The 26,812-nt window shown below is 49.7% G+C and carries 20 protein-coding genes; all 20 read left to right on the top strand.

Annotated features, from left to right (window positions below):
- Positions 1–3 precede the first annotated feature (3 nt).
- On the top strand, positions 4–1,560 hold the full coding sequence (locus ACSR9A_RS28350) for an extracellular solute-binding protein (RefSeq protein ID WP_473761537.1): 1,557 nt from the start codon (positions 4–6) through the stop codon (positions 1,558–1,560).
- 16 nt (positions 1,561–1,576) lie between these two features.
- Complete coding sequence (locus ACSR9A_RS28345; RefSeq protein WP_473761535.1) at positions 1,577–2,563, top strand: ABC transporter permease; 987 nt, start codon at positions 1,577–1,579, stop codon at positions 2,561–2,563.
- Positions 2,564–2,592: 29 nt separating this feature from the next.
- On the top strand, positions 2,593–3,486 hold the full coding sequence (locus ACSR9A_RS28340) for a carbohydrate ABC transporter permease (RefSeq protein WP_056028386.1): 894 nt from the start codon (positions 2,593–2,595) through the stop codon (positions 3,484–3,486).
- Between the two features lie 357 nt (positions 3,487–3,843).
- Positions 3,844–5,370, top strand: a complete 1,527-nt coding sequence (locus tag ACSR9A_RS28335; RefSeq protein WP_473761533.1) for a response regulator transcription factor — start codon at positions 3,844–3,846, stop codon at positions 5,368–5,370.
- Between the two features lie 20 nt (positions 5,371–5,390).
- Positions 5,391–7,193: a sensor histidine kinase gene (locus tag ACSR9A_RS28330; RefSeq protein ID WP_473761531.1), complete on the top strand. Its 1,803-nt coding sequence runs from the start codon at positions 5,391–5,393 to the stop codon at positions 7,191–7,193.
- 109 nt (positions 7,194–7,302) lie between these two features.
- Complete coding sequence (locus ACSR9A_RS28325; RefSeq protein WP_473761530.1) at positions 7,303–8,679, top strand: ABC transporter substrate-binding protein; 1,377 nt, start codon at positions 7,303–7,305, stop codon at positions 8,677–8,679.
- Between the two features lie 127 nt (positions 8,680–8,806).
- Complete coding sequence (locus ACSR9A_RS28320) at positions 8,807–9,610, top strand: carbohydrate ABC transporter permease (protein ID WP_473761582.1); 804 nt, start codon at positions 8,807–8,809, stop codon at positions 9,608–9,610.
- A gap of 5 nt (positions 9,611–9,615) precedes the next feature.
- The gene (locus tag ACSR9A_RS28315) at positions 9,616–10,446 is read left to right on the top strand and encodes a carbohydrate ABC transporter permease (protein ID WP_473761529.1); all 831 of its coding nucleotides are present in this window, start codon (positions 9,616–9,618) and stop codon (positions 10,444–10,446) included.
- A gap of 8 nt (positions 10,447–10,454) precedes the next feature.
- Positions 10,455–12,770 carry a beta-L-arabinofuranosidase domain-containing protein gene (locus ACSR9A_RS28310; RefSeq protein ID WP_473761527.1) on the top strand — a complete coding sequence of 772 codons (2,316 nt, stop codon included), beginning with the start codon at positions 10,455–10,457 and terminating at the stop codon, positions 12,768–12,770.
- A gap of 83 nt (positions 12,771–12,853) precedes the next feature.
- On the top strand, positions 12,854–13,924 hold the full coding sequence (locus ACSR9A_RS28305) for a M24 family metallopeptidase (protein WP_473761580.1): 1,071 nt from the start codon (positions 12,854–12,856) through the stop codon (positions 13,922–13,924).
- 23 nt (positions 13,925–13,947) lie between these two features.
- Complete coding sequence (locus tag ACSR9A_RS28300; protein WP_473761525.1) at positions 13,948–15,144, top strand: NAD(P)/FAD-dependent oxidoreductase; 1,197 nt, start codon at positions 13,948–13,950, stop codon at positions 15,142–15,144.
- Entirely contained in the window at positions 15,141–16,142 is a 1,002-nt protein-coding gene (locus tag ACSR9A_RS28295; protein ID WP_473761523.1) for a proline racemase family protein, read from the top strand. Before ACSR9A_RS28300 ends, ACSR9A_RS28295 begins: the two co-directional genes overlap by 4 nt.
- Positions 16,143–16,177: 35 nt before the next feature.
- A complete protein-coding gene (locus tag ACSR9A_RS28290) occupies positions 16,178–17,179 on the top strand; it encodes a proline racemase family protein (protein WP_473761522.1) in 1,002 nt (333 codons plus the stop codon).
- Positions 17,180–17,714: 535 nt separating this feature from the next.
- The gene (locus ACSR9A_RS28285) at positions 17,715–18,602 is read left to right on the top strand and encodes a dihydrodipicolinate synthase family protein (RefSeq protein ID WP_473761520.1); all 888 of its coding nucleotides are present in this window, start codon (positions 17,715–17,717) and stop codon (positions 18,600–18,602) included.
- A 49-nt stretch (positions 18,603–18,651) separates the two neighbouring features.
- Entirely contained in the window at positions 18,652–20,091 is a 1,440-nt protein-coding gene (locus ACSR9A_RS28280) for an aldehyde dehydrogenase family protein (RefSeq protein WP_473761518.1), read from the top strand.
- Between the two features lie 204 nt (positions 20,092–20,295).
- Positions 20,296–20,571, top strand: coding sequence for a (2Fe-2S)-binding protein (locus tag ACSR9A_RS28275; RefSeq protein ID WP_473761517.1), 276 nt, complete (start codon positions 20,296–20,298; stop codon positions 20,569–20,571).
- Complete coding sequence (locus tag ACSR9A_RS28270; protein WP_473761515.1) at positions 20,571–20,903, top strand: (2Fe-2S)-binding protein; 333 nt, start codon at positions 20,571–20,573, stop codon at positions 20,901–20,903. The genes ACSR9A_RS28275 and ACSR9A_RS28270 overlap by 1 nt, the downstream gene beginning before the upstream one ends.
- The gene (locus ACSR9A_RS28265; protein ID WP_473761513.1) at positions 20,900–22,135 is read left to right on the top strand and encodes an NAD(P)/FAD-dependent oxidoreductase; all 1,236 of its coding nucleotides are present in this window, start codon (positions 20,900–20,902) and stop codon (positions 22,133–22,135) included. The genes ACSR9A_RS28270 and ACSR9A_RS28265 overlap by 4 nt, the downstream gene beginning before the upstream one ends.
- Positions 22,122–24,119 carry a glycoside hydrolase family 127 protein gene (locus ACSR9A_RS28260; protein ID WP_473761511.1) on the top strand — a complete coding sequence of 666 codons (1,998 nt, stop codon included), beginning with the start codon at positions 22,122–22,124 and terminating at the stop codon, positions 24,117–24,119. The genes ACSR9A_RS28265 and ACSR9A_RS28260 overlap by 14 nt, the downstream gene beginning before the upstream one ends.
- A gap of 14 nt (positions 24,120–24,133) precedes the next feature.
- The gene (locus tag ACSR9A_RS28255) at positions 24,134–26,803 is read left to right on the top strand and encodes a LamG-like jellyroll fold domain-containing protein (RefSeq protein WP_473761509.1); all 2,670 of its coding nucleotides are present in this window, start codon (positions 24,134–24,136) and stop codon (positions 26,801–26,803) included.
- The last annotated feature ends 9 nt before the right edge of the window (positions 26,804–26,812 follow it).

Below are 26,812 nucleotides of genomic sequence, written 5' to 3'. Positions count from 1 at the left end.
CTCATGAAAAGCAAGCCGATTCAGCCTTTTACAAGCAGCAGCAAGCGGTGGGTGAACCTCATCTGCACCGGAATATTGACGGTGGGGCTCGCCGCGGGCTGTGCAGGAACGGGAGAGAAAGCAGGCAGCAGCGGAGAAAACAACGGGGAGAATGCAGGTGCGGGCAAGCCCTATAAGCTGTCGATTGCGCTGCGGCAGGTCGGAGATATTCCGGCAAAGGGCAATGAGGTGGAGCAGGCGCTTGAAAAATACACGAATACGGAGCTTGCGATTCAGTGGATTCCGCAGGCGGCGTTTGATGATAAAATCAACGTCATGATTGCCTCCAATGAGCTTCCGCAAATTTTAAAGGTCAACTATGTGCCCAACGTAATGAATGCAGCGCGCAATGGCTTGTTCTGGGAGCTGGGGCCATATTTGAAGGATTATCCTAATCTGGTGGCGCAGGATCAGCGCTATTATGACAATATAAAAATTGACGGCAAGCTGTATGGCATCCCGAACTACCGCGACATTGGCCGGGCAGCGGTCGTTTACCGCAAAGATTGGTTTGATCAAGCGGGACTGAACTTGCCCGTCACGATGGATGATTGGTACAACGTTATGAAAGCGTTCTCTGAAAAAGATCCCGACGGCAATGGCAAAGCCGATTCCTACGGCACAATGCTGTTCAAAAACTACAACGCCGGAACGCAGCCTGTCATTACAAGGCTCGCAGTGAGCATTGGCGGCGTCAATCGCTGGGGAGAGGACAATGGCAAATTCACGCCGGAGTTTAAGACACAGCCGTATATGGATGTGCTCCAGCTGTTCCGCAGGCTGTATGCAGACAAGCTGATTAATCAGGATTTTGCCGTCTATGATGTGACGGAGCTGGATAAGGCGATGTATGACGGCAGGGTCGGCATGCGTTTAAATGTTTCAGCGCAAAATGTTCAGAGCTATTCCGTCGCCATGAAGGATACGATTCCGACGGCAGAATGGGATATTGCACCGTTTGCTGGACCAGATGGTCCGCGCATAGCGGGGGAGCCGGGCAACTTTGGATTTTTGGCGATTCCCAAATCGGCAGTCAAGGATGAGGCGGAGCTGAAGCGCGTGCTGACCTTCCTTGACAAGCTGATGGATGAGCCGATGTCCACGCTGCAAATGCGCGGCATTGAAGGCAAGCATTATGAGGTGACGGATGGCACGAAAACCAAGTTTACGGATTTTGCCTTATTCCAGCGGGAGGTCAAGCCTTATCGTGACGGACTGCTTAACATTGAAGGCTACAATGTTCCGGAAATTGATGATACCCCGATTGCCCTCAAAGGGACAAAAATGGCGAGAGATAACGTTCAATATGCGGTGCCCAATCCTGCGCTGACGCTCAATTCGCCAACGTATAATGAACGTGGAGTAGAGCTTGATCTCATTATTCGCGATGCGGAAACGAAATATATTATGGGCCAAATTGATGATGCAGGCTTCCAGGCGGAAGTGGATAAATGGGCGAAGGCTGGCGGCGATGCAGTCGTGAAGGAATATGAGTCGTCCTTCGTAGAGCTTGGAGGCTAACAAGGGAGGGACGCGCATGAACGCACAAATCCGCACGACGGGCAGCAGCAATAGAAGGCCAGGCGGATCAACGCTTGGCAAGGAGCGGGTAAGCAGACGCAGCGAGTGGCTGCGGGAGCTCATAAAGGATAAATGGATGTATGCGATGCTGCTTCCAGGCGTGTTATTTTTCATCATATTCAAATATGTCCCGATGTACGGCGTCATTATCGCTTTTCAGGATTATCAACCCTTTCAGGGCGTGCTTGGAAGCAGCTGGGCGGGACTTAAGCATTTCGAGCGATTTTTCTCGGAGCCTCAGTTTTGGCAGCTGTTTCGCAATACGCTGCTGCTGGCGATATACAACATTGTCTTTTTCTTTCCGCTGCCGATCGTGCTTGCTTTAATGCTCAATGAGGTGCGGGTCGAGCGGTTCAAGCGGTTTGTGCAGACGATGATCTATATTCCCCATTTCGTCTCCTGGGTCGTCGTCGTTGGTGTATTCTACATTATTCTGACGACGGAAGGCGGCATTATCAATGAAATGCTGTTTGCGTTGACCGGGCATAAAATCGCCTTTTTGCTGGAGCCGAGCTGGTTCCGAACGATTATTATTTCACAGTCGATCTGGAAGGAAGTAGGCTGGGGCACGATTATTTTTCTCGCGGCGCTGTCGGGCGTTGATGTGCAGCTGTATGAAGCGGCGCGAATTGACGGAGCCAATCGGTTAAGACAACTGTGGCATATTACACTGCCGGCCATTCGCAGCACAATCGTCATTTTGCTTATATTGCGTCTGGGCACGTTTCTCGATTCCGGGTTCGAGCACATCTTCCTCATGCTTGCCCCAACCAATCGCGACGTCGGTGAAGTATTCGACACGTATGTGTACGTGAAAGGCTTGACCCAGGCCCAGTACAGCTATAGTGCGGCAGTCGGCCTGTTCAAATCCTTTATCGGCCTCATTCTGGTGCTGGGAGCGAACTGGATGGCCAAGAAGTTTGGGCAGGAAGGGGTTTACTAGAGCCATTATGAGAGCAGGAGGAGAGGGTTATGAGCCAAGACCAGTCTTATGTTCGCGTGGACAATACGCTGGGTAACAAATTGTTTGACGGCGCCAATTTCATCGTGCTGACGATTATTGCTTTGGTGACGGTACTGCCGTTCATTTATATTTTGGCTGTATCTTTTACGAGTCCGGAGGAGGCGGCAAAAGGGGGCTTTATTCTTTTTCCGAAATCGTTCTCGCTGTCGGCTTATCAATATATTTTCTCGACTGATACGCTGATGCGCAGCTTGCTCGTATCGATTTATGTGACGACGCTCGGCACGGCTATCAATCTGCTGTTGACCTGCCTGATGGCCTATCCGCTTGCAAAGCAGACGCTGCGCGGACGTCAGCCGATTTTAATGGCCGTGCTGTTTACGATGCTGTTCAGCGGCGGACTCATTCCGACTTATTTTGTCGTAAGCGGCATGGGGCTGACGAATACGCTGTGGTCGCTGATGATCCCGAATGCCATAAGCGCATTTAATCTGATTGTGCTGAAAAACTTTTTTCAGCAAATTCCCGATGGGCTGGAGGATTCTGCGCGAATCGACGGCTGTACGGATGTCGGCGTGCTGTTCCGAATCGTCATTCCATTATCCATGCCTGCCATTGCAACCTTTGGCATGTTTTATGCGGTATCGCATTGGAACCAGTTTTTCAGCGCTATAATTTACATTAACGACAGCGATAAATGGCCGGTACAGGTGCTGCTGCGGGAAATTGTCATTTTGGCGCAAAGCCGCATAGGCGATACTGGATTCGATGAAACGGCAATTCAGCCGCAAACGATTCGGATGGCGGTCATCGTATTTGCTACGATTCCGATTCTGCTCGTGTATCCGTTTTTGCAAAAGCATTTTGCCAAGGGCGTTATGCTCGGTTCGGTTAAAGGATAAGAGTTACGTCCTAAGGGTAGGGGAGGAAGGAAGGATGCAAGCAGGATAGGCGTTCATTAAATTAGGTGAATAAGTTTATAAGTAAATGAGTAAATGAGCTAAAGCAGCGGCAAGTCAGCCGCATCTTCGTCCCGCCGAGTGGGATAAGGTGCGCAGCCTTGCCGCTGCTTGCTGTTTGCATAACCGGGCAAAGGAATGCTAATAAACGCAATTGGTTGAAAAAATGAAAGTATTGCTTCTGAATCTTGATTGTAATTATTAAGATTGTATATAGAATAGGACGTGTAAACGATAACAGCTAGAATCATCCCATTGATATCGCTATAGAAAAAGCTATTGAAATAAGGGGGATGGAAGATGTTGAACGTTTTAGTTGTGGATGATGAACCGAAGCACAGAAGAGGCCTATCCCGGATGCTTAAAATTTTGCGGCCGGAATATACCATTTATGATGCAATGGATGGCGCTGATGCCCTGCAAAGCATGAGCATTCATCCGATTGATTTGGTGTTCACAGATATTCAGATGCCAATTATGGATGGCCTCGAATTTATGGAGCGTCTCATTGAGCGCGGGGGAAGCGAAAGCATTATTATAATGAGCGCTTATTCGGACTTTGAATACGCACAGCGCGCCTTGCAATTAGGGGCTAACGATTATTTGCTGAAGCCAGTTGAAGAACAAAAAATCATTCAGCTGCTTGCAAAAACGGAGCATAAAATGCGCGCCGTACGCCTTGCTTCCGTGGAAGCTTCCCTTGCCGAATTGTTTGAAGGCTCACCGGGTGCATATGATTATCAGCGGCTTGAAAGATCCTTTCCAACTGTTAAGCAGGGGATGGTGATGGCTGCGGTACTGAACTTGAATATAGGGAAAGGCGATCTGAAATCGCTGTTGAGCGAGCTCAAAGCGATGCTCGGAGCAGCCTTGAAGACGCAAGGATTTTCCTTTGCATTCTATCAGTCTGATAAGGTGCTTCACACCATGATGATTAGCGGGGAAAACGCACCAACCTTCACCCCCGAATGGGAAGGAACGCTTCGGATGATGATTCGCCACTTCTCGGCTCAGCATGGAGCCGAATTAACCTTTGGAATGGGGAGCGGCTTCACCAGTTGGGAGAATGAAGCCAGGGAATCTTTTAAACAAGCTAAACTCGCCTTGCAAACACGATTTTACAAAGGCGGAGGCATGGTACTCGGAGCTGAGCAAATAAATGACAGCGGACATCAGGCGCTGCTAAAGCTTGATGTGCGTTTTTTGACAGACGCCGTTGTTGCGGGCGATAAGGCTGGCATTCAAGCTTATCTGGATGCCACGATGAATCAGGCGACCGCAAGCGGCTTCCCGCAGCCTGAAAAGCTGGTATATGCCGTCGCTGCCGCTATTCATCATTTAACTTCCTGCTTAATGGAAAAAGGGCTGCTTTCTATGAATAGTGCTGCATTTGAGGAAGCGCTGCTGCAATGCCAAACCATCGGGCAATTAAAAAATGAGGCTCAAGCATGGATTTTCGAATTGGCCGATGGTTGGGATAATCGAACAGCATCCTGTCGAAACGAAGCAATTATTGACGCCTGCAAAGCCTACATTGAAAACCACTATGACGAAGAATTATCCCTCAGTACGATCGCTGCGAAATTTCATTTTAACGCTTCTTATTTTTGTTTGTTATTCAAGACGCATACCCATACGACCATTAACCAATACGTTATGCAAACGAGAATGAAGGCTGCAGCCGGGCAATTATTGCAAACCTCGCAAAAGGTATACCAAATTGCCGAAAACGTTGGCTATAAGGATGTAAAATATTTCATACGGCTGTTCCGCAAGGAATATGGCAGCAGCCCAGAGGAATACCGTCATTTATCTGCTACTCGCTAAAGGAGGGGCTTAGCCTGCGGATGCCTTATTTTTTACATCGCTTTCAAAAGCATTTTAGCTTGCGCTCCAAGCTTTTGCTGACCTATGCCTTAATCGTTACGCTGCCGCTCGTCGTATTAAGCTCAAAATATTTTTATTCCAGCAGGGAATTTGTTGCGGATTTTGCCCGGCAAAACCTCTATTCCATCGTGAAGCAAAACAATGAAATCATTGATGAAGAGCTCTCGCGGGTGGAAGAAAGCAGTCTTGCCATGTTCGCCGATCAGGTGCTGTATGAGCAATACTTGCATGCGGACCCTACGGACGAATACAGCATGATTACGATGGAGAAAAAAGTGAATCAAGTCATCAGCAAATATTTCCTCGACCTAAATCAAATCTACTCGATTCATTTGATTACGAGTTTCGCTAATATTGGCACGTCAACTTTTATTCCCTATCAGGATTTTAATAAGACCGCTTTATATCAAAGGGCATGGACAGGAAATGGGGGGATGGCCTGGGTGCCGACGTTTTCGTTTGATCGCATGTTTGATCGGAAAACGAGCCAAGTGAGGCCGCCGGAATATGCCCACCTGCTGTCTGGGGTACGCCTGCTCAAATTGTTTCAAATCAATAATAGCGAAGTGATAGAGCTGCAAGGAAAAGCTGAGATGCCGGTGTTGGTAGTTACCTATAATCCGGAAATGTACGGCTCCCACTTGTCGGGCGCACTTCCAGCGGGTGGCGCTTCTTATTTTATTATGAGTGCAGAGGGCGAGCTCATATCAGGCACGGACATGCTTAAAGAAGCCCGCCTCGGCAAGCCCGCATGGCTCGATGAAATTGCAGCAATGAAAAGCGGCACAATTACCGTGATGCAGGATGGAAAGCCGTTAATTGTGTGCTTTGATACCTCTAAAGTAACGGGCTGGATATCGGGCATTACGATTTCTCCCGGAAAGCTGATGGCCTCATTTTTGCCGGAAATTAAATCCTATACGCTCTACTTGGCTGTATTTCTCCTTATCGTTTCGCTCCTGCTGGCTTATATATTCGCGAGCTCCATTACGAAGCCTATCCATCAGCTGCTGAAAGCGATAAAAAAGACCGGTGAGGGCGAATTCGATACGCGAATTCCCGTCGAGTCCTACAACGAAATGGGCTATCTGATCCATAAATACAATCAAATGAATGTGAAAATTAATAGATTAATCGAAGAGAATTACATCGTCAAGCTAAGAGAGAAAGAAACGCAAATTATGTCGCTGAATATACAGCTTAACCCTCATTTTTTGTATAACACCTTAAACATTATGAATTGGACCGCTCTGGAAAACAATCAAAAGGAATTAAGCAGCATGATTGTCAGCTTATCCGCCATGCTTCAGTACACATCCGCAAACAGCCAGGACATTGGTGATTTCAATGACGATTTAAATTGGCTCAAGCATTATATTTTCATCACGGATCAGCGCTTTGAAGGAAAGTTTACCGTCACCTATGACATTGCCCCTGAGCTTTATACATACACCGTGCCCAAGCTTTTTTTACAGCCGTTTGTTGAAAATGCCATTGTGCATGGCTTTGCCCACATTCATCGCGGCGGTCTCATTCAAATTCGCGGCTGGCTGGAGGACAAGCAGCGCTGCTTCACGGTTGAAGATAATGGCATCGGCATTCCAGAAAGCCAAATCGCGTCCTTGACAGAAACGGAGAGCAGCTCAATCGGCATTCAAAATGTCGACAAACGAATCAAGCTCATTTACGGAGATTCCTATGGCGTTACGATAGATTCTCAGCCCCAAAAGGGGACGGTGGTGAAAATTCATTTGCCCCTATAGAAAAAGCGAAGATCCTCCACCAATACAAAAATGTTCGAATTCTTTTTATAGCAGCTCTTATTTACAATAATACTATAAACCATTTGTAAATAAGATGGAGGGCGAGCCAATGAAAAAAGCTAAACGTTTAACCGCATTAGCTTTGTCGGCAGTTTTTTCGATGACAGTCCTACTTACAGCCTGCTCCAGCAACGAAGAGTCTCCTGAAAATCAAACCGGTGCAAAACCTCCTAAAGGAGGCGAGCAGGTTACGCTTAAATTTTCTTTCTGGGGCGACACCATCGAGAAGAAGACGGTCACGGAGGCACTTAAGCGTTTTGAGCAAGAAACGGGCATCATCGTTGAGCCTATGCATGTGCCATCGGATTATTTGACGAAGCTGACGACGATGGTAGCCGGCAATGTGGCACCCGATCTCGGTTATTTGTCCTCTGGCGCAGCACTCAGCTGGGCAGAGGATGGCAAGCTGCTCAATCTTACCCCGCTCATTGAAAGCGATCCCGATTTTAAAAAGGAAGATTATTTAGATCAAATTTGGTACGACTACGCGCCCGGCAAGACGATTGGAATGAGCACCGCAGTAGAAGGCTATGGACTCATGTACAACAAGGATATGCTGCTGGATGCTGGTGTTGAGCTGCCTCCGACCGAAGCAGGCAAGGCATGGGACTGGGATACCTTTATCGAATATTCAAAAAAACTAACGCTGGATGACACGGGGAAAAATGCGCTGGACCCGGCGTTTAATCCGAATAAAATCAAACAGTACGGCTTCCAATATGATCCGTACAACATGATGGCAGCGGTTGTCTCCAATGGCGGCAACTTTTTAACCGAAGACGGTACGGGCTTTGGCTTAGTGGAGCCGGAAGCGATCGAAGCGATTCAAAAGCTTGCTGACCTGATGTATGTTCACCATGTTTCACCGACCCCGCTTCAAACGAAAAGCCTGCCCGATATGGCGCTGCAAACGAAAAAAGTCGCCATGACCGTATCTGGAAACTGGGCTCTGCAAGCATTTGCCGAACAGGAATTTAATCTAGGTGTAGGCGTTCTTCCCAAATTAAAAGAAAGCAATACGCTGCTGGATGGCGCGCCGACGGTTATTTTCAGCTCGACCAAACATCCTGCGGAAGCCTGGCTGCTTTATAAATATATGGCTGATCCGGAATCGGTGCTGCCGCTAATTGCAGGAGGATTGTGGATGCCGCTCAAAAAAGCTTGGTATACCGATCCAGAGCTGATCAGCAAATGGGCTTCAGGAAACAAAGCCCACCCAGAGGGCTATACCGAATCGTTCATGAAGCAAACGCTTGAGAATGGCATACGGACGCCGGGCTTTGAGGTGAAAAATCTAGCTAAAATCAATGCGCTTGTCACGCCTGCACTTGATTTGGTATGGACGGGCAAAGAAACAGCCGAGCAAGCGTTAAAAGGGGTTGAGCCTAAAGTGGAGCCGCTCATTCAGGGCTATTACGGAAAATAAGCTAGGGGGATCGCCATTCGCCTGGAGAGGAGGTGTTTTTATCACTCGTAAACGCCGTATTGCGCTTGCTGGCATCCTATTTGCCTTGCCCAGCATTCTAGGCCTGCTCATTTTCACTATATTGCCGATGTTATCCAGTTTATTGCTCAGCTTCACGGATTATCGCATTGTGAATACGCCGAAATTTATTGGGCTGGACAATTACACGCGGCTGTTTGATGGAACGGATCAATATTTTTACAACTCTTTAGCGGTTACGTTTAAATACGTGATTTTAAGAGTTCCTCTCGGGCTCGTGTTTTCATTTATCGTCGCCTTTTTGCTTAATATGGAGTTTATTCGCGGCAAGTCGATTTTTCGAACGATCTTTTATTTGCCGGTTATTGTGCCCGCTGTAGCTTCCTCGATGATTTGGATTTGGTTGTTCAGTCCTGACTTGGGCCTATTCAACAGCTTTCTGGAAGCTCTCAATCTCCCAACCCTAAACTGGCTTTATGCAGAGGAAACGGTCGTTCCTTCAATTGTTCTCATGAGTCTTTGGGGGATGGGGAGCACCATCATCATTTTTCTGGCGGGCTTGCAAGGTGTGCCGAGAACGTTATACGAGGCGGCTATCGTCGATGGTGCAGGTGCCATGCGCAAATTTCTGCACATTACGATACCGATGATGACGCCGATCATTTTCTTTAATCTGATTATGGGCTCGATTGGCGCCTTTCAGGTATTCACCGAAGCGCTCATTATGACACAGGGCGGGCCGAACAATGCCAGCTTGTTCTATAACTATTACATTTACCGCGAGGCCTTTTTATTTGGAGAAATGGGGCATGCCTCGGCAATTGCCTGGATTCTCTTTATGATTATCCTGCTTGTGACGGCGATTTTTTTCCGGACTTCGAAATCATGGGTATTTTATGAAAGTGAGGTGTAGCCCAGATGCTGAGAAGTCGCCGAATCTCGCAAATAACCGTCTATTTTTTCCTTTTCGTAGGAGCCGCTTTTTGCCTGCTGCCGCTATTCTGGCTTATACGAAGCTCGCTCATGACGTCGATTCAAATTTTTGAAATGCCGCCCAAGTGGATTCCTGCTCCCTTTCAATTTCAGAACTATGTAGAAGCTCTAACATCGATCGATTTCTTCCGCTTTTTCCGCAATACGCTGACCATTACGATTAGCTGCTTGGCAGGAGCGCTGATCAGCAGCTCGCTTGGCGCGTATAGCTACGCCAGGCTGAACTGGCCGGGGAGAAATATTTTTTTCTCTCTGCTGTTAGCCAGCATGATGCTGCCTAGTGCGGTCACCTTGATTCCTACCTTTATTGGCTGGCGATTGGTAGATCTCATCAATACGTATTTCCCGCTTATTATGCCGGTCTGGTTTGGCTCAGCGTTTGATATTTTTCTGCTCAGACAGTTTTATTCGAGCATTCCTAAAGATTTGGATGAAGCGGCCTATGTCGATGGAGCGGGCCCCTGGACTATTTTTTACCGGATCATAATCCCTTTGTCTAAGCCGGCTTTAATCGTCATTGGACTGTTTTCGTTTATGAATTCCTGGAATGATTTTATGGGGCCGCTCGTTTATTTGAATGAGGAAAGCAAATTTACGATGGCGCTCGGCCTCCAAATGTTTCAGTCGCTGCACAGTGCGCAGTGGCATTTGCTAATGGCTGCGTCCACCTTCGTCATTATGCCTGTCATCATCGTGTTTTTTATAGGGCAGCGTTATTTTATTGAAGGTATTACGTTAACTGGAATGAAAGGGTGAGATCCGAAATGAAAGCAAGCATGAGGATAAAACAAGCGGCGCAAGCCTTCGCATTAGGCGAGGTTAAGCTGCTGGAGGGGCCATTTAAGCATGCGATGGAAACGAATCGCCGTTATCTTCTGGAGCTTGAGCCAGACAGATTGCTGGCTAGATTTAGAGAATATGCAGGGCTTGAGCCACGAGCGCCGCAATATGGGGGCTGGGAAGCGGAGAGCCTGTCGGGGCATACGTTAGGGCATTATTTATCCGCTTGCTCGATGATGTTTAGCTCTTTAGCAGAGGCGGAATTCAAGGAAAGAGTCGATTATATAACGGATGAGCTGGAGCTTTGCCAAAATAAGCATGGAGATGGTTATGTTTCTGGCATTCCGCGCGGCAAGGAGGTTTTCCACGAGGTCTCTTCCGGCCATATTCAATCGAAGGGATTTGACTTGAATGGGGCATGGGCTCCCTTGTACACGCTGCATAAATTGTTTGCGGGACTGAGGGATGCTTACCGGCTAACCGGCAATGAGAAAGCGCTCGTTGTCGAAAGGAAGCTTGCCGACTGGGTCGAGGGCATTCTCGCACCGCTGTCTACAGAGCAGATGGAAGAAATGATGATTTGCGAGTATGGCGGCATGAACGAGGTTTTAGCGGATCTTTATGCCGATACGAATGAATACAAATATTTAACATTAGCTGAGAAATTTTGGCATAAGCTGATCCTTGATCCGCTCGCTGAGCATGTGGACTGCTTGCCCGGAAAGCATGCGAATACCCAAATTCCCAAGCTGATTGGGCTAGCGAAGGAATATGAATGGACTAGCGACGAGAAGCGCCGGGACACAGCTGAGTTTTTCTGGAACAGCGTCGTTCACCACCATTCCTATGCGAATGGCGGCAATAGCTTTGGCGAATATTTTGGCGATGCGGATTCGTTTAATGACAGGCTGGGACCGCAAACGACGGAGACGTGCAACACCTACAATATGCTGAAGCTGACGAAGCATTTGTTTGAGTGGAAAGCGTCCGCTGCGGAAGCCGACTATTATGAGCGGGCTCTCTTTAATCATATCCTCGCGTCCCAAAATCCGGAGTCTGGGGGCATGACGTACTTTTTGTCGCTGGCAATGGGCGGGCATAAAATTTTTGATGACAAATTCGACGATTTCACCTGCTGCATCGGCACAGGGATGGAAAGCCAGGCCAGCTATGGAAGCGCGATTTATTTTAAAGGGGAAGACAAACTTTTTGTGAACCAGTTCATCCATTCTGAGCTGGCATGGACGGAAAAGGGCGTTACACTGCTGCAGGAAACGGAGTATCCTTTGGACGATGTGATACGGCTCAAGCTATCATGCGCGAAACCTGTGCGGTTCAGTCTCAACCTCCGCTATCCGGGCTGGGCGGAGCAAGGGGTTTCTATTGAAATCAATGGTGAAAAAGTAGAGGTTGACCAGTCTCCCGGCTCCTTTATCGCAATCAACCGCTTGTGGATCGACGGGGACGTGCTTCGGGTCGTTGTTCCGATGTCGCTGAGGCTGGAGGCTATGGCGGACAATGCGGATCGCGCAGCGATTTTTTATGGGCCTGTGCTGCTTGCGGGTGATCTGGGCAGCCATGATGATCCTCATGCTTCTGATTACCTTTATGCGCCTGTATGGCTTGCGAAAGGGAAACCGCTGGATACATGGCTGGAAGCAGTGCCGGGGAACAGCTTAGCTTTTCGAAGCAAAATGGTCGGTTATCCCCGCAATGTGGAGCTAACGCCATTGTACCAAATGGTTGACCGTTCCTATACCGTGTACTGGGATCTGTTCACGCCGGAAGGCTGGGCGGTGGCGGAAGCGGATTACAGAAAAGTGATGGAGAAGATGCAAAGGCTGGAGCAGTGTACGATTGATTATGCGCAGCCAGGAGAAATGCAGCCGGAGCGCGATCATGATTTTCAAGGCGACAGCTCGACTCGCGTTGGCATGTTAAACCGCAGGCCATTCCGTATGGCAGGTCAAGGCGGCTGGTTCTCGTTTGACTTGAAGGTGAAGCCCGAAAGCAAAATGATGCTAGTCGTCACTTATACGTCGGCTCAAGAGATGCCTAATTGCGAGTTTGATGTCTGTTTAAATGGCGAGCCGCTGACAGAGGTTCAGGAAGGTTTTATGGAAGACGATAAGTTCTATAATGTGAACTTCCCGCTCTCATCTACAGCGCTTGCTGACGCCGAGAAGGTTACCGTTACCTTCCAAGGCAAAGAAGGGAAACGCATTCGCCGCGTATTTGGCCTTCGGATAGTGGACAGCGAGCAATATAAACAGCTAGGCGTGCAAAGCGACTCTATTTAAAAGCATGGTGAACAGGCCGGTTCTTCATGCCATGCAGTCCTTTTTCACCATCCATTTAATTTGGCGAAGGGAGCGTGAAGCAAATGGAAGCCCAGCGGCTCAAGAGGATTAGGGAACAGCTGGAAAGCGAGCAGCTAGATGGGATAGTCATTGCAAGTCCATTCAATCGAAGATATATGACCGGATTTACAGGAACAGCGGGATTTGTGGCGATTACGAAGGATCAGGCGCTGCTTGTCACTGATTTTCGCTATACGCGTCAAGCGACGGAGCAGGCGAGAGAATACGAGGTCATTCAGTATACAGGCAAGCCATTCGAGCTTATACGGGAGAAGCTCGACGCTGCCGGAGTCAGAACGCTCGGGTTTGAGAAAACTCATGTGACATTGGCAGGCTATGAAGCCTACGAGGAGTCTTTTAACGGACTCGAGCTTGTCCCGACCCAAAACATCGTTGAAAAGCTGCGCGGCATTAAAGATGAGCGGGAGCAAGGCAATATACGAAAGGCGATCGACATTACGGAAAAAGCGTTTGACCATATTTTAGGCGTCATGAAGCCTGGCATATCTGAGAAGGACGTATCAGCCGAGCTCGAATATTTTATGCGCAAAAATGGGGCGACCTCATCGGCCTACGCTACGATTGTAGCCTCTGGCTTGCGCTCGGCATTGCCGCATGGGCTCGCTAGCGACAAGCTGCTGGGAACGAACGAATTCGTTACCCTTGATTTTGGAGCGAGCTATGAAGGCTATTGCTCCGACTTGACCCGGACCGTGTTTATTGGCAAGCCGGAAGAGCGGCATAAAGAAATTTATAAGATTGTACTGGAAGCGAATGAGACTACCTTAAACGGACTAAAGCCGGGCATGACGGGCAAGGAAGGTGATTCGCTGGGCAGGGACTGCATTGCCGGCTATGGTTATGGGGAGTATTTTGGTCATGGGCTCGGTCATGCCTTCGGTTTGGAAATTCATGAATGGATGGGCTTTTCCCAGAGGTCGGATGATGTGCTGGCTCCCGGCATGATTTTGACAGTGGAGCCTGGTATTTATATCCCAGATTTTGGTGGCGTCCGTATCGAGGATGACATTTTGATCACAGACACAGGCATTGAAGTGCTGACGAAGTCGAACAAGGAATTAATCGTTTTGTAATACAGAAGGAGGTGGCCTCGTCCATGCATGCTGAATCTGCGGAAGTCGTCATCATTGGCGGAGGCATCATTGGGATGGCCATCGCCTATTATACGGCCAAATTAGGGATGGACGTTCTCGTCGTCGAGCGCGGGGAGATTGCGGGGGGAACCTCCTCCAAATGCGACGGCAATATTTTAGCCATTGATAAAGACCCTGGCTTTGACAGCCAAATGTCTTTGAAATCCCAGCAATTAGTCGCCGAGCTGGTGTGGGAGCTTGATGAGGAGTTTGAGTATCGGGCACCGGGGAGCATTCTCGTCTGCGAGACGGAGGAAGAGATGCTCGCTGCTGAGCGTTGGGTTTCCCGGCAAAAGCAGGCAGGGCTCCCATTCCGTATGCTCGATCAGAAGGACCTGCGAGATGAATGGCCCTATTTGGCCGAGGATTTATTAGGCGGGTTAGAGTGTGCTACAGATTCAACGGTTAATCCCGTATTGCTAACCTACTCCTTAGCCGAAACCGCTCGCCGTTATGGCGCACGTTTTCGAACGCACACCGCGGTTACGGCGATTTTGCTCGACGAGAAGCGGAGAATTCGAGGAGTAGAGACAGCGGAAGGCACGATTAAAGCGAAAATCGTCATTAATGCGGCTGGCGTATGGTCGAAGCTTATTGGACAAATGGTAGGTATCGATATTCCAATTGAGCCGCGAAAAGGCCATATACTCGTCGCTTCTCGCTCAGCCAACATTGGGAAACGGAAGGTGATGGAATTCGGCTATTTGATCAGCAAGTTTGGCGGGAAGCGCCAAGTAGATCCCAAGTTCGAAGCGTATGGCATCGCCCTCGTATTCGAACCTACCGCTGCTCAAAACTTTTTAATCGGTTCGAGCCGCCAATTTGCTGGTATGGATACCCGTGTGGACCAGAAGGTTATTCGGCTTATTGCAGAGAGAGCGATTCGCTTCTTTCCGGTCATCGAGCATATTCCGATGCTTCGAACGTACGCTGGCCTAAGGCCATGGACAGCCGATCATTTGCCCATCGTTTCACCTATTGACGAAATACCGGGCTTTTATGTAGCAGCCGGCCATGAAGGGGATGGAATCAGCCTCGCGGCGGTTACGGGGAAAGTCATTAGTGAAATGATAAGCGGAGCCGAAACCTGCATTCCGATTGAGCCGCTGCGCTATGACCGCTTCCGTCGTGGCGGCGTAGATCAGGAGGTAGTCCTATGAAGCTTTCCAAACTGGTGACCACCATCGATACCCATACAGGAGGCAACCCGACCCGAACGGTTACAAGCGGAGCGCCGGAGCTAATCGGAAACACGATGACCGAGAAGATGGTTTACATGTCCGAGCATTTTGACGATTTTCGCAAAGCGTTGATGTTTGAGCCTCGGGGCCATGAAGTGATGTCCGGTTGTATTTTGACTCCTCCGTGCGACGAAACGGCCGATATCGGCGTTGTTTTTATTGAGACGGGCGGCTATTTGCCGATGTGCGGGCATGATACGATTGGCCTTTGCACGGCGCTAATTGAGGGCGGGATCTACCCTGAGAGCAAAAACGTCATTCGGCTGGATACGCCAGCAGGGCTTGTGGAAGCCCAACTTGACATTGCCCATGGAAAAGTCAAAGAAGTGACGTTCACGAACATTGCTTCTTTTTTGTACAAAAAGGATGTCCGGCTCCAGGTCGAGGGGATTGGTGAGTTTTCCGTTGATATTGCGTATGGCGGCAATTTTTACGGCCTGGTTGATGCGCGTCCGCTGCAGTTGCCTCTGGTGCCAAATCGGGCTTCGGAAATCGTACGCTTGGCGATCAAAATTCGGGAGGCGATTAACGAAGCCATTGAAGTGGTGCATCCCGAAATTCCGGTCATTCGCGGGCTGACCCATATTGAGTTTTACAGTGATCCCGTATCGCCTGCTGCCCATTGCCGCAATACGGTCGTCGTGCCTCCGGGAGGAATCGACCGTTCGCCCTGCGGGACAGGAACCTCGGCGAAGGTAGCTGTGCTGCATGCCAAGGGCGAGCTTGCCAAGGATCAGGAGTTTGTCCATGAAAGCATTGTAGGCTCCGTGTTCCGGGCCAAAATCTTGGAGGAGACAACGGTAGGCGGCTTGGCGGCCGTCATCCCGCAAATATCAGGGTCAGCCTGGGTAACAGGCTTTCACCAGTTTGTTTTTCAAGATCAGGATGAGCTGCGGAGTGGATTTTTCTTACTCTAATATTACTCAAATGCTGGTTTGACGGAGGCTTGGATATGGAAATCAACAAATGGTATGCAGCGATTGATACGCATTCCGGCGGAGAGCCTCTTCGCATCCTAACAGGCGGGCTGCCGCAACTTGCTGGTGCCTCTCAGCAGGCCAAATCGTTATTTTTCAAGCAGCATTATGATTCAGTAAGGAAGCTGCTTATGGCTGAACCTCGCGGACATTACGGCATGACAGGGGCCATCGTTACAGCTCCTGTATCAGAGGAAGCTCAATTCGGCTTATTGTTTCTGAATCAGGAAGGGCTTGCCGCTATAAGCGGGCATGGAATCTTCGCGGTCGTAACGGCATGGATTGCGACGGGGCAGCTGGATGCGGCTATTGCAGCGGTCGGCATCTTAATCGACTGCCCGGCGGGCAAGGTGAAAGCCACTGCTAGCTGCGAAGGGCAGGAAGTACGAACGGTCTCCTTCCATAATGTTCCGAGTTATGTATATGCGGAATCCCTTACACTGAGCCTCCAAGACATTGAGATATGTGTCGATATTGCTTTCAGCGGGGAGTTTTATGCGGTTGTCGATGCTGCCGGACTTGGCGATAGACGGTCAATCCCTGAGCTCCAAGCATGCGGAGGGTTAATCCGCAAAGCCATCGAAGCACAGCTGGAGGTTAAGCATCCGGTGCTGGAGGGGCTTGCTGGCATTCATGGCGTATTTTTTTACGAAAAGGTGGAGGGCGATCCGACTAATTCGGTCTATCGCAGCTGGTCCATATTTGCGGGCGAACAGCTTGACCGCTCGCCGGGAGGAGCGGGAGCTTGTGCCCATATGACGGTTTTAAACTATAAGGGGCTGCTTAAGCGCGGGCAGCAGGTTGTTTATGAAGGCGTTGCTGGCACGCGTGCAGTTGGCAGCGTGGAGGAGGAAATATGTGCGTTCGGGCAAAAAGCCGTCATTCCACAGCTAACAGGAAGCGCTTATGTGCTGGGCTTTATGAATTTTGTGCTTGATTCTAGCGATCCGCTGGCTGATGGATTCGTGCTGTACTAGAAGGTGTATGTAAACGTGAGCCTGTGCTGCTGCTCCTTGCTTAATGCCTATTAGATGCCAATTTCTTCTGACCATTCAAGGCTTAAGGTACCACAGTATCCGATTGTCGCTTATAACACAGTTGCAGAGAGCATAGTTGCAGGGAACACTGCGGCTGAAAAAACGCCGTTTTGGAAGCTAATTCCTTTTTTCGCGGACTGAGGCTCCGCTATTCTGGCTTTTAATCCTATTTCAGGCCTTAGGCGGACAGGAGATCCGCTATTGCCTTCATTATCCTCTGAAAAAGACGATGGGCAGCACATTAGCTGCTCCTGAGTCCGCAGCCGGTGCCAATACCAGTGATTCGGTTGAATTAGCGGCTGCTGTGTCCTCTAAGCTGTGTCCACGAAGTCTATCTTATCTTTGTGTTTTGGTATCTTCGTATCTTCGAGCAGGGAGGAATCCCTGAAACGAGCAGCATGACGTTGCTTTTTGCATACAGGAATTAAAATGTCAAAAATCTAAACGATTAACATTCGAGAGGAGCAATTTTGATATGGAAAAATTTGAAGGTGTCTATGTAGCTATTGTTACCCCTTTTACTTCTACCTACGAAGTCGACTATAAGCGATTGACGGAGCATTGCGACTGGCTAATCGCAAGTGGCATAAGCGGGCTTGTTCCTACCGGATCTCTTGGCGAATATGCAACGATGAGCAATGAGGAACGTGCAAAGGTAGTGGAGACGGTCATAGAAGCTGCAGCAGGGCGGGTACCGGTCGTTGTTGGCTCAGCAGCGCCTTCTACGAAGCAGGCGGTTGCATGGGTACAGCATGCCAAAGATTCAGGTGCGGCTGGGGTTATGGCGCTGCCTCCTATCAATTATAAGCCGCTCGAGCATGAGGTTATTGCTCATTACGAGGCGCTGAATGAGGTAGGCCTCCCGATTGTAGCGTACAACAATCCTCATGATTACAAAGTGGATTTGACGCCGCAGCTGCTTGCGAAGCTTTCCAGATTCGACAATATCGTTGCGGTAAAAGAGTTTTCCGGAGACATCCGCCGCGTGCATGATATTTTGGCCTACACCGATCTTGAAGTCATGATCGGCGTAGATGATTTAGCGATGGAAGGCCCGCTGTTTGGCGCAACAGGCTGGATTTCCGGTGTGCCTAATGCGCTGCCGAAGGAGGGCGTGGAGCTGTTCAACCTTGCAAGACAAGGGAAAACTCAAGAGGCAAGCGCGCTTTATCGCCGTCTGCTGCCTTTGTTCCATATGGATGCCAGCCCTCAGCTTGTTCAATCGATCAAATATATGATGGAGCTGGCGGGATTCCCGGTCGGTCCTACACGTCCGCCTCGCCTGCCTTTGCCAGAAGCGGATTACCAGCTCATTAGAGAAGCTTTTGAATACGCGGTTAGACCTAATCAGCCAGCAAACTAAAGGAACGTTGAGATTAAAGCAGCCTAGTCTGAAGAGGAGGGATCGCAAAATGGCGAGCAGTCGGAATTGGATCGGAGGCGAGTGGATTACGCCAGCAGCAGGCGAATCTGTCGTTATAAATCCATCGAATATTAAAGAGGAGGTTGGCGTTCTCCATCTATCTGACCAGTCCCACGTCATACAGGCGGAGCAGGCGGCGCGTAAAGCGTTTGAAGCATGGTCTTGTCTAACAGGTGCTGCTCGAGCAGAGCATTTGTATAAACTTGCTGCCGCACTGGAGTCCAAGCTGGCTGAGGTAGCGAATCTCGCAAGCTTGGAAATGGGCAAACCGATTACGGAAATGCGCGGTGAAGTGATGCGTGGAGTGAATTTGCTCCGTTATTACGCGGCGGAAGGGGTACGAGCCAATGGGGTTGTCATTCCTTCAAGTGAGCCCAGCGTTTTGCAGTATACGAAAAAGGTTCCACTGGGCGTTGTGGGCATTATTACCCCATGGAATTTCCCGGTTGCCATACCTATTTGGAAAATCGCGCCTGCGCTTATTTGCGGCAACACCGTTATTTGGAAGCCTGCGGAATTTGCCTCCTTAACGGCAACGAAGCTCATTGAGATTTTTGCAGAAACAGGGCTTCCTGCAGGCGTCATTAATCTCGTCATTGGCAAGGGCAGCAAAATCGGAGATGTATTGCTGGAGCAAATTTCGCTCGATGCGGTAAGCTTTACCGGCTCTACATCAACAGGCACTCATATTGCCCAGCTTTGCGCCAAGCGAAATATTAAATATCAGACGGAAATGGGCGGAAAAAATGCTGCTGTTGTTTTAAACGACGCTGATCTTGAAAAGACGATTCCGCTCATTGTCAGCGGCGCCTTCCGTTCGGCAGGGCAGAAATGTACAGCAACGAGCCGAATTATCGTCGAATCAGGCATTTATGCTTCGTTTACGAAAGTGCTCGGTACAGCGGTTTCGCAGCTCAAGCTGGCACAAGCTCTAGATCCTACCGCTTATTTAGGCCCCGTTGCTTCCGCAAGCCAATATGAAACGGTCATGTCTTATGTCCATATGGCCCAGCAGCAGGCGGATATTGTTGCCCAAGGTCCGGCTGCTGCTGAAATAAACGAGGGGTATTATATTCAGCCGATCGTGGCAGCAGGCTTGGATGCAGGGCATCCCCTTATTCAGGAAGAGGTTTTTGGGCCAGTTGCAGCGCTGCTTCAGGCATCTGATTTCGAGGAGGCCATCGCTTTATGCAATCAATCGATTTTTGGGCTAAGCGCTTCGCTGTTTACGCAAAGCTTGTCCTATGCCCATCGGTTTTTGGATGAAGCGCAGGCAGGCATGGTTCGCGTGAATCAGGAAACAGCGGGCGTCGAATATCAGTCCCCATTCGGCGGGATGAAGCTTTCCAGCTCGCATTCGCGCGAGCAAGGGCAAGCGGCTTTGGATTTCTATACGGAATTAAAAACATGCGCAATCCGTTATTTTTAAAATATAGAAAAGTATATGATTTTTCTATTCCTTCTCTATATTTCTCGGAATGAAACGCGCCGCGCCGCCAAAGGACGGCAACAGCTGTTTCACCTTGAAATATAGGAAAGGATATCCTAATGTCATCCTTTCTCTATATTTCATCGCGAAACGGTGCTTTGCCGCAAGAGGACGTCGAAAGCCGTTTACGCCTGGGAGGCTTATATGATGAAGCATCCATCCTTAGTCATTTGCCGCTGCGAAGAAGTGACCATGGGACAATTGGAAGAAGCTTATGCGTCTGGAAGCTGCACTTCACGCCAGCTGAAGATGAAAACAAGGGCTACGATGGGCGCTTGTCAGGGACGGGTTTGCCGAGCCCTTGTAGAAACATGGATTCATGTGAAAAATCCAGAGGATCCTCGCGACGCTGAATTATTATCGTACCGTCCGCCTATTCGGCCTATAACGTTTGGCCAGCTAGCAAAGGATGAAGCGTAATGGAAAGGATTGAGAACCATCCGATACTTGGCCGTTGGCAGACGCCGCGTGAACCTGTTGCTTTTTCCTTTAATGGGATGCCAATGACAGGGCTAAAGGGAGAACCAATAGCGGCGGCGCTGCTCGCAGCCGGTGTTCGGACGCTGCGCAGGCATGAGGAATCGGGGCATGCTCGCGGGCTTTATTGTGCCATTGGCCATTGCATGGAATGCCGCCTGAGCGTAGCAGGAAAAGGATTGGTACGTTCCTGTCTTACTCCGCTTGAAGCAGGAATGTGTATAGCTGAGGGGCAGCAGCTTCCAAACGAAATAACAGGGAGGAAGCTGCTATGACGAAGGAGATCCAGCCTGATCTCATTATTGTTGGTGCTGGGCCGGCTGGCTTGTCGGCAGCTGTTGTAGCTGCCGAACACGGCCTAGCCGTCACCATATTGGATGAATTTCCCGAACCGGGCGGACGCATGCTCGGCCAGTTTCATGAAGAGAAGGGCCGCTGGTGGGTAGGAAAACAGGTCGCCCATCATCTCATCGAGCAGTGCTGCACGCTAGGTGTTCATATCCGCTGCGGCGTATCCGTTCACGGTATGTGGCAAAACGATCAGCATTGGGTGATTAGAACGTCAGACGGTTCCATCACGGCAGCTAACGTATTGCTGGCAACGGGCGGTGCCGAGATTCCGCAGCCGTCTCCCGGATGGACACTGCCGGGCGTCATGTCGATTGGCGCAGCGCAAGTGATGACAAATGTACATTTCGTTAAACCCGGGCGCCGCGGCCTCATTATCGGAGTTAACGTGCTAGCGATGGCAATCGCTCGTGAGCTATCGGTAAGCGGGGTATCCATCGCATCCATCGTACTGCCTACGCAAAGTCCGCTTTCTGGAACAGACGCTTTGCCTAAAGAAAATGTAGAAAAGCTGCTCGGATTAGCCCATTTAGCACCGTCGGCATTTATGAGAATGGGTGGTAAAGTAGCCCATTCTCTAAAAATGGCGGGAGTGGTATCCCATTTTTTCCCGAAAGGTGGCATCAAGCTATGGGATATTCCATTAAAGCTTCGGACAACGGCTGTAGCTATCAATGGCAAGAACCATGTGGAGTCGGTGACGCTTGCCGACGTAAATGGACGCGGCGAAACGATTGCTGGAAGCGAGCGGGAGGAAGCGGTTGATTTCGTCGCTCTTGCGGGTGGACTATATCCATTAGCTGAGTTAGCTTCGGTTGCCGGCTGTCCCTTTGTTTATATGAAAGAGCTCGGCGGCCATATTCCGCTTCATAGCGAAGCGATGCAGACTCCAGTGGCTGGGCTGTATGTAGCCGGCAATATAACCGGTGTTGAAAGTGCTCTTGTAGCCATGGCGCAGGGGCGGCTTGCAGCCACTTCCATTTGCAGAGATGTGGGGCTGCTTGGCAGGCAAAGCGATGCAAAACTAGCGGAGGCGCTGCAAAAGGTTCAGCAAGTGCGTGCTTCCGCTTTAATCCAGTTTCATCCGGGCATTCCAAAGGCGAGAGAGCAAGTCTACCAAATGTGGGCGAAAGGCTGTGGCAACGTTGAAAATAACTGAAAGCAATGAAAAATGGCGAAAGGTTTCGTATAAGTCCGTTAAGATTCATGACCCTTTTTGGTCCCATTATAGAAGTCTCGTTCGTGATGAGGTCATTCCCTATCAATGGGAGGCCATTAATGACCGGGTTGAAGGCGCTTCCCCCAGCCATGCGCTGCAAAATTACCGCATAGCGGCTGGCGAAGCGAAAGGAGCGTTTTACGGCTATGTTTTTCAAGATAGCGATGTAACCAAGTGGCTGGAGGCTGTCGCATACAGCTTGCAGGCCGATCCCAATACGGAGCTGGAAAAGCTTGCGGATGAAACGATAGATTTGCTGGCGAAAGCCCAGCAGCCGGATGGTTATCTTAATACTTATTTTACGATACAAAATCAGGACCAGCGCTGGACGAATGAACGCGATAATCATGAAACCTATTGCGCGGGCCATTTGATAGAAGCAGCCGTTGCTTATTATGAAACGACGGGCAAGTGCAAGCTGCTGGATATCGCCTGCAAGCTCGCGGATCATATCGATTCGGTATATGGCGCAGAGCAGGGCAAGCTGCGAGGTTATCCCGGGCATCAGGAAATAGAGCTGGCTCTTATGAAGCTTTATAGTGCAACGGGCCAGGAGCGCTATTTGAAGCTATGCCAGTTTTTTATTGATGAGCGCGGCCAAGAGCCTCATTATTTCAAGGCGGAAGCAGAGAAGCGTGCTGAGAAACGGGGACGAGAATCGCTGAAGCGTGAAGGCTACTATTCATTATACAAAAACAATTACGAATACAATCAAGCCCATTTGCCTGTTCGGGAGCAGCTGGTGGCGACAGGGCACGCCGTGCGGGCGGTATATATGTATACCGGCATGGCGGATTTGGCTGGAGCGACGAATGATACAGCGCTGCTCGAAAGCTGTAAAAGGCTATGGGAAAACGTGACGCAAAAGCAGATGTATGTAACAGGAGGCATTGGCTCGAATCACGATGGGGAAGCTTTCTCCTTCGACTATGATTTGCCTAACGATACCGCTTATACCGAGACCTGCGCTTCTATCGGCCTTGTTTTCTGGGCGCAGAGCATGCTCCATCTTGATCCGGACAGCAAATATGCAGACGTCATTGAGCGTGCTTTATACAACGGAACCATTAGCGGCATGGGGCTGGATGGCAAAAGCTTTTTCTATGTCAATCCGCTGGAAGTATGGCCCGCCGCCTGCAAACGTCCGGATACACGGCATGTGAAGCCCTCCCGGCAAAAATGGTTCGGCTGTGCTTGCTGCCCGCCCAATCTTGCACGACTTATCGCATCACTCGGCTCTTATATTTATTCCCAAAACGAGTTTGCGGTTTATATCCATCAATATATTGGCAGCGAGACTACGCTGAAGGTGGCGGGGCAAAACGTAAGCCTTTCCCTGCAAGCCCATTTTCCCTGGGAAGAAACGGTCGCCATTCACGTGACGCCTGAGCGTGCTGAAGCGTTTACGATCGCCCTTCGCATACCAGACTGGTGCGACGATGCAGCGATTAACGTAAATGGTCAAGCGATACCGCCAGATTCGCTGCAAATCCACAAAGGTTATGCTGCGATAAACCGCATCTGGCATGCGGGAGATCATATTGCGCTAAAATTCCCCATGGCAATCAAGCGCCTATATGCGCATCCCGATGTTCGGGCGAACGCAGCCAAGGTGGCCTTGCAGCGGGGGCCTGTCGTTTATTGCTTGGAGGAAGCGGATAATGGGGCGACCTTATCACAAATTGCGTTGTCTGAGCAAGCTACGCTTGCCGCGCATTTTAAGCCTGATTTGCTCGGCGGTATCGTCGTCATTGAAGGGCAGGCCGTGCGGGGCGAACAGCCGGGCAGCAGCCAAAGGCTATATGAATCCCGCAGGCGAGGGCAGCATTCCTGCACCATTCGGGCGATCCCTTATTATGCTTGGGCGAATCGTGGTGAAGGAGAAATGGCGGTGTGGATTCGGGAAAGCGAATACGCGGATTAGAGGGAGGCTTGATGATGAAAAAAGGGATTTCATTCGTCATTTGTTGTATGTTATTCATTTCGCTTTTTGCTATGCCCGCTGCTGCAAAGCCTAAGCCTGCTCAGCCGGAAGTAACGAGCGGCGAAGCAAAGCTTGAAGATATTTTTGGAAGAACCGTTAATCATTACGGCGTTGAGCTGGTTGACTGGCAAGGCTATATTGCCAATCCCTATGTTAAGTTGAACGTCATTCCGCCTGCCAATGCCGCTTATCCGCTCACCATAGACATTAAAGCTAAAGGCACCTCCCGCTTGATGATGGACCGGCCAAGTACACTCAGCGCGACAGGTGCCCAAAAAACGCTGGCCTTTGATACTGCTGGCGAGCGCAAACCGTTCCTGCTGGAAATTCATCCGGATCGGATAGGCGGCAACGGCGAAATCGAGCATTATACGCTTGAGCTGACAATAACCGATGCGTTAGGAGCTGTTCGTTCGCAGACAACGCCTATTCGTGTATGGGATCAGGATGACGAGAAGGAGCCCGAGCTTCCTTTAAAATTTGATTACCGATTCGATACGATACAGCCTTATTTTAGTGATCCTGCAATTCGCGAGGCGGGCGAGCAGGCCATTAAGGATTGGTTTTATTTTTTTGATATGGAGCCATTTGATACGGTTCCTGCAAACTCCGAAGTAAGCATGCTTCCCGAGGATAACTTTGATGGCCACATTGAAGTAACGAATGATGAGGCCTTCAACGGGATGTGGATTTTTCTAAGAGGGCTGAATGGCCCTTATTCAACAGGTGCTCCGACGGACAATGGAAAATATCATAAGCGCGGCGGCATTACGATTCCGGATAAGCTTCATCGTTCATTAATGACGATTCTTGATTTTTACGATACGGCGACGCCATTTACCTCTTTGAATGACGAGGAATGGTACCTCACGGAAATGTCAAATACGTCTACGGATGTATACGGCCTCATTATGCATGAGTTTGGCCATGCGCTCGTATTTTCCGGTAACTGGAAAGGGGTAGCTGCTTATAAGCGAAGCGGGGGCACGGCAGACAATATTGTCGCCTATCAAGGCGGGCCCGTTCCGCTCGACGGCACCTATCATATTCCGGGAGAGGAGCCCTATTGGGATCGGATCAGCGGTCAAAATGGCGGACGGACGCATCTTTTTCACAATAAGCGCTGGATGCTGACGAAGCTAACCTTGCTAATTGCGGAAAAAGCAGGCTGGAAGCTGAACGATAAGCTGACTCCGTTCCTGAGTCCATCCATTAAAAACATGCCGATTCCAAATGCGAAGCAGGGGAAAAATTACGAGCTGCAGCTGCAAGCGGAGGGCGGGGTTCCTTTTTACGATTGGACGATTGCAGATGGTTCGCTGCCACAAGGGCTGACCTTGGATCGCTTCACCGGCAAAATCGCTGGAAAAGTGTCTGGGCAAGCAGAGGGCAGCTATTCGTTTACGGTACAGCTTCGCGATTACGATGAGCTTGGAACCCCCGTTCAAAGGACATTCACATTAAATGTGGATCAAGGCGAGCTTTTAGGAAGCTATTTGTTTGATGAAGCAGACGGGGCGATCTCCCTAGATTATTCGGGAGCGGGGTACGATATCTCGATCTTGCATGCAAGCAGAACAGATGGGGCGAGAGGGGGTGGGATAGCCTTTAATGGGGCTTCCAATTATGTTGAACTGCCACGTGACATGCTGAAAAAAGCAAAAGCGTTCTCATTCTCTTCATGGGTGAATGTGACGGATAGTGTCTATTCTCCAAGCTCAGTTGGCGTGACGAATTCGGTCTATGACACGAGCTCGCGAATTTTTGATTTTGGCACATCGGATTCTAAGTATATGGCACTATCCCCAGATTCCCAAGGCGGCTTAAGCTTTACGATTTCGAGAAAAGGGGGTAAGGAGGAAGCAACCATCTCAGGGGGCAGCATAACCTCTGGAAAATGGCAGCATGTGGCGGTGACGGCAACGGGTAATACGGCTGTCCTTTATGTGAATGGTACGGAAGTGGCGAGAACCTCTAATTTGACCATGGGAGCGATCGAATCCATTTTAAAGGGCGAGCACCATTATGTTGGAAAGTCTCAACGCGATGATCGTTATTGGAATGGCATTTTGGATGAGATCAAGCTTTATAATCGAGCTTTGTCTACCGCCGAGATTGCCAGTCTTGCAGCAGATCAGCCATTGCCTCCAGTTGTTGAGCCGCCAGCGCCAGTAAATCCTAATGTGGCGATTGAGGGAAGCATTACGACTTCCTACGTCTCGCCTTGGGAGAGCTTGGTAGGGCTGAATGACGAGTACGAACCGGAGAGCTCTGCAGACCGAGGCCATCCGGTGTATGGCAATTGGGACTCGCACGGAACCGAGCAATGGGTGCAATATGATTTTGACCAGCCTTTTACAATATCGTCAAGTGAAGTGTATTGGTTTGATGATAATGACGGCATTGATTTGCCGGAGTCGTTCTACATCCAATATTGGGATGGGACGAATTGGGCGCATGTTTCCAATCCTTCTGCATTTGGCGTGTTGCCGGACCAGTATAATGTGACCACCTTTGATCCGGTGACGACGACCAAAATTCGGCTATCGATGAAAGCAAAGCCGATAGCTTCAACAGGCATTGAGCAGTGGAAGGTCATCCGCGTGACGGAAACAGACGAATAGAAGACCGAA

The organism is Paenibacillus sp. R-74696 (genome assembly GCF_055814915.1).
Note: the sequence above shows the minus strand (reverse complement) of the source record. Positions and strands in the feature narration are given on the sequence as shown.

What these genes read in the sequence shown, in the direction of transcription:
- ACSR9A_RS28300 (WP_473761525.1), top strand. Translation starts at nt 13,948, where the DNA reads ATGCATGCTGAATCTGCGGAAGTCGTCATCATTGGCGGAGGCATCATT.
- ACSR9A_RS28295 (WP_473761523.1), top strand. Translation starts at nt 15,141, where the DNA reads ATGAAGCTTTCCAAACTGGTGACCACCATCGATACCCATACAGGAGGC.
- ACSR9A_RS28335 (WP_473761533.1), top strand. Translation starts at nt 3,844, where the DNA reads ATGTTGAACGTTTTAGTTGTGGATGATGAACCGAAGCACAGAAGAGGC.
- ACSR9A_RS28350 (WP_473761537.1), top strand. Translation starts at nt 4, where the DNA reads ATGAAAAGCAAGCCGATTCAGCCTTTTACAAGCAGCAGCAAGCGGTGG.
- ACSR9A_RS28330 (WP_473761531.1), top strand. Translation starts at nt 5,391, where the DNA reads ATGCCTTATTTTTTACATCGCTTTCAAAAGCATTTTAGCTTGCGCTCC.
- ACSR9A_RS28310 (WP_473761527.1), top strand. Translation starts at nt 10,455, where the DNA reads ATGAAAGCAAGCATGAGGATAAAACAAGCGGCGCAAGCCTTCGCATTA.
- ACSR9A_RS28255 (WP_473761509.1), top strand. Translation starts at nt 24,134, where the DNA reads ATGAAAAAAGGGATTTCATTCGTCATTTGTTGTATGTTATTCATTTCG.
- ACSR9A_RS28270 (WP_473761515.1), top strand. Translation starts at nt 20,571, where the DNA reads ATGGAAAGGATTGAGAACCATCCGATACTTGGCCGTTGGCAGACGCCG.
- ACSR9A_RS28340 (WP_056028386.1), top strand. Translation starts at nt 2,593, where the DNA reads ATGAGCCAAGACCAGTCTTATGTTCGCGTGGACAATACGCTGGGTAAC.
- ACSR9A_RS28345 (WP_473761535.1), top strand. Translation starts at nt 1,577, where the DNA reads ATGAACGCACAAATCCGCACGACGGGCAGCAGCAATAGAAGGCCAGGC.
- ACSR9A_RS28275 (WP_473761517.1), top strand. Translation starts at nt 20,296, where the DNA reads ATGATGAAGCATCCATCCTTAGTCATTTGCCGCTGCGAAGAAGTGACC.
- ACSR9A_RS28280 (WP_473761518.1), top strand. Translation starts at nt 18,652, where the DNA reads ATGGCGAGCAGTCGGAATTGGATCGGAGGCGAGTGGATTACGCCAGCA.
- ACSR9A_RS28325 (WP_473761530.1), top strand. Translation starts at nt 7,303, where the DNA reads ATGAAAAAAGCTAAACGTTTAACCGCATTAGCTTTGTCGGCAGTTTTT.
- ACSR9A_RS28265 (WP_473761513.1), top strand. Translation starts at nt 20,900, where the DNA reads ATGACGAAGGAGATCCAGCCTGATCTCATTATTGTTGGTGCTGGGCCG.
- ACSR9A_RS28290 (WP_473761522.1), top strand. Translation starts at nt 16,178, where the DNA reads ATGGAAATCAACAAATGGTATGCAGCGATTGATACGCATTCCGGCGGA.
- ACSR9A_RS28305 (WP_473761580.1), top strand. Translation starts at nt 12,854, where the DNA reads ATGGAAGCCCAGCGGCTCAAGAGGATTAGGGAACAGCTGGAAAGCGAG.
- ACSR9A_RS28315 (WP_473761529.1), top strand. Translation starts at nt 9,616, where the DNA reads ATGCTGAGAAGTCGCCGAATCTCGCAAATAACCGTCTATTTTTTCCTT.
- ACSR9A_RS28320 (WP_473761582.1), top strand. Translation starts at nt 8,807, where the DNA reads ATGTTATCCAGTTTATTGCTCAGCTTCACGGATTATCGCATTGTGAAT.
- ACSR9A_RS28285 (WP_473761520.1), top strand. Translation starts at nt 17,715, where the DNA reads ATGGAAAAATTTGAAGGTGTCTATGTAGCTATTGTTACCCCTTTTACT.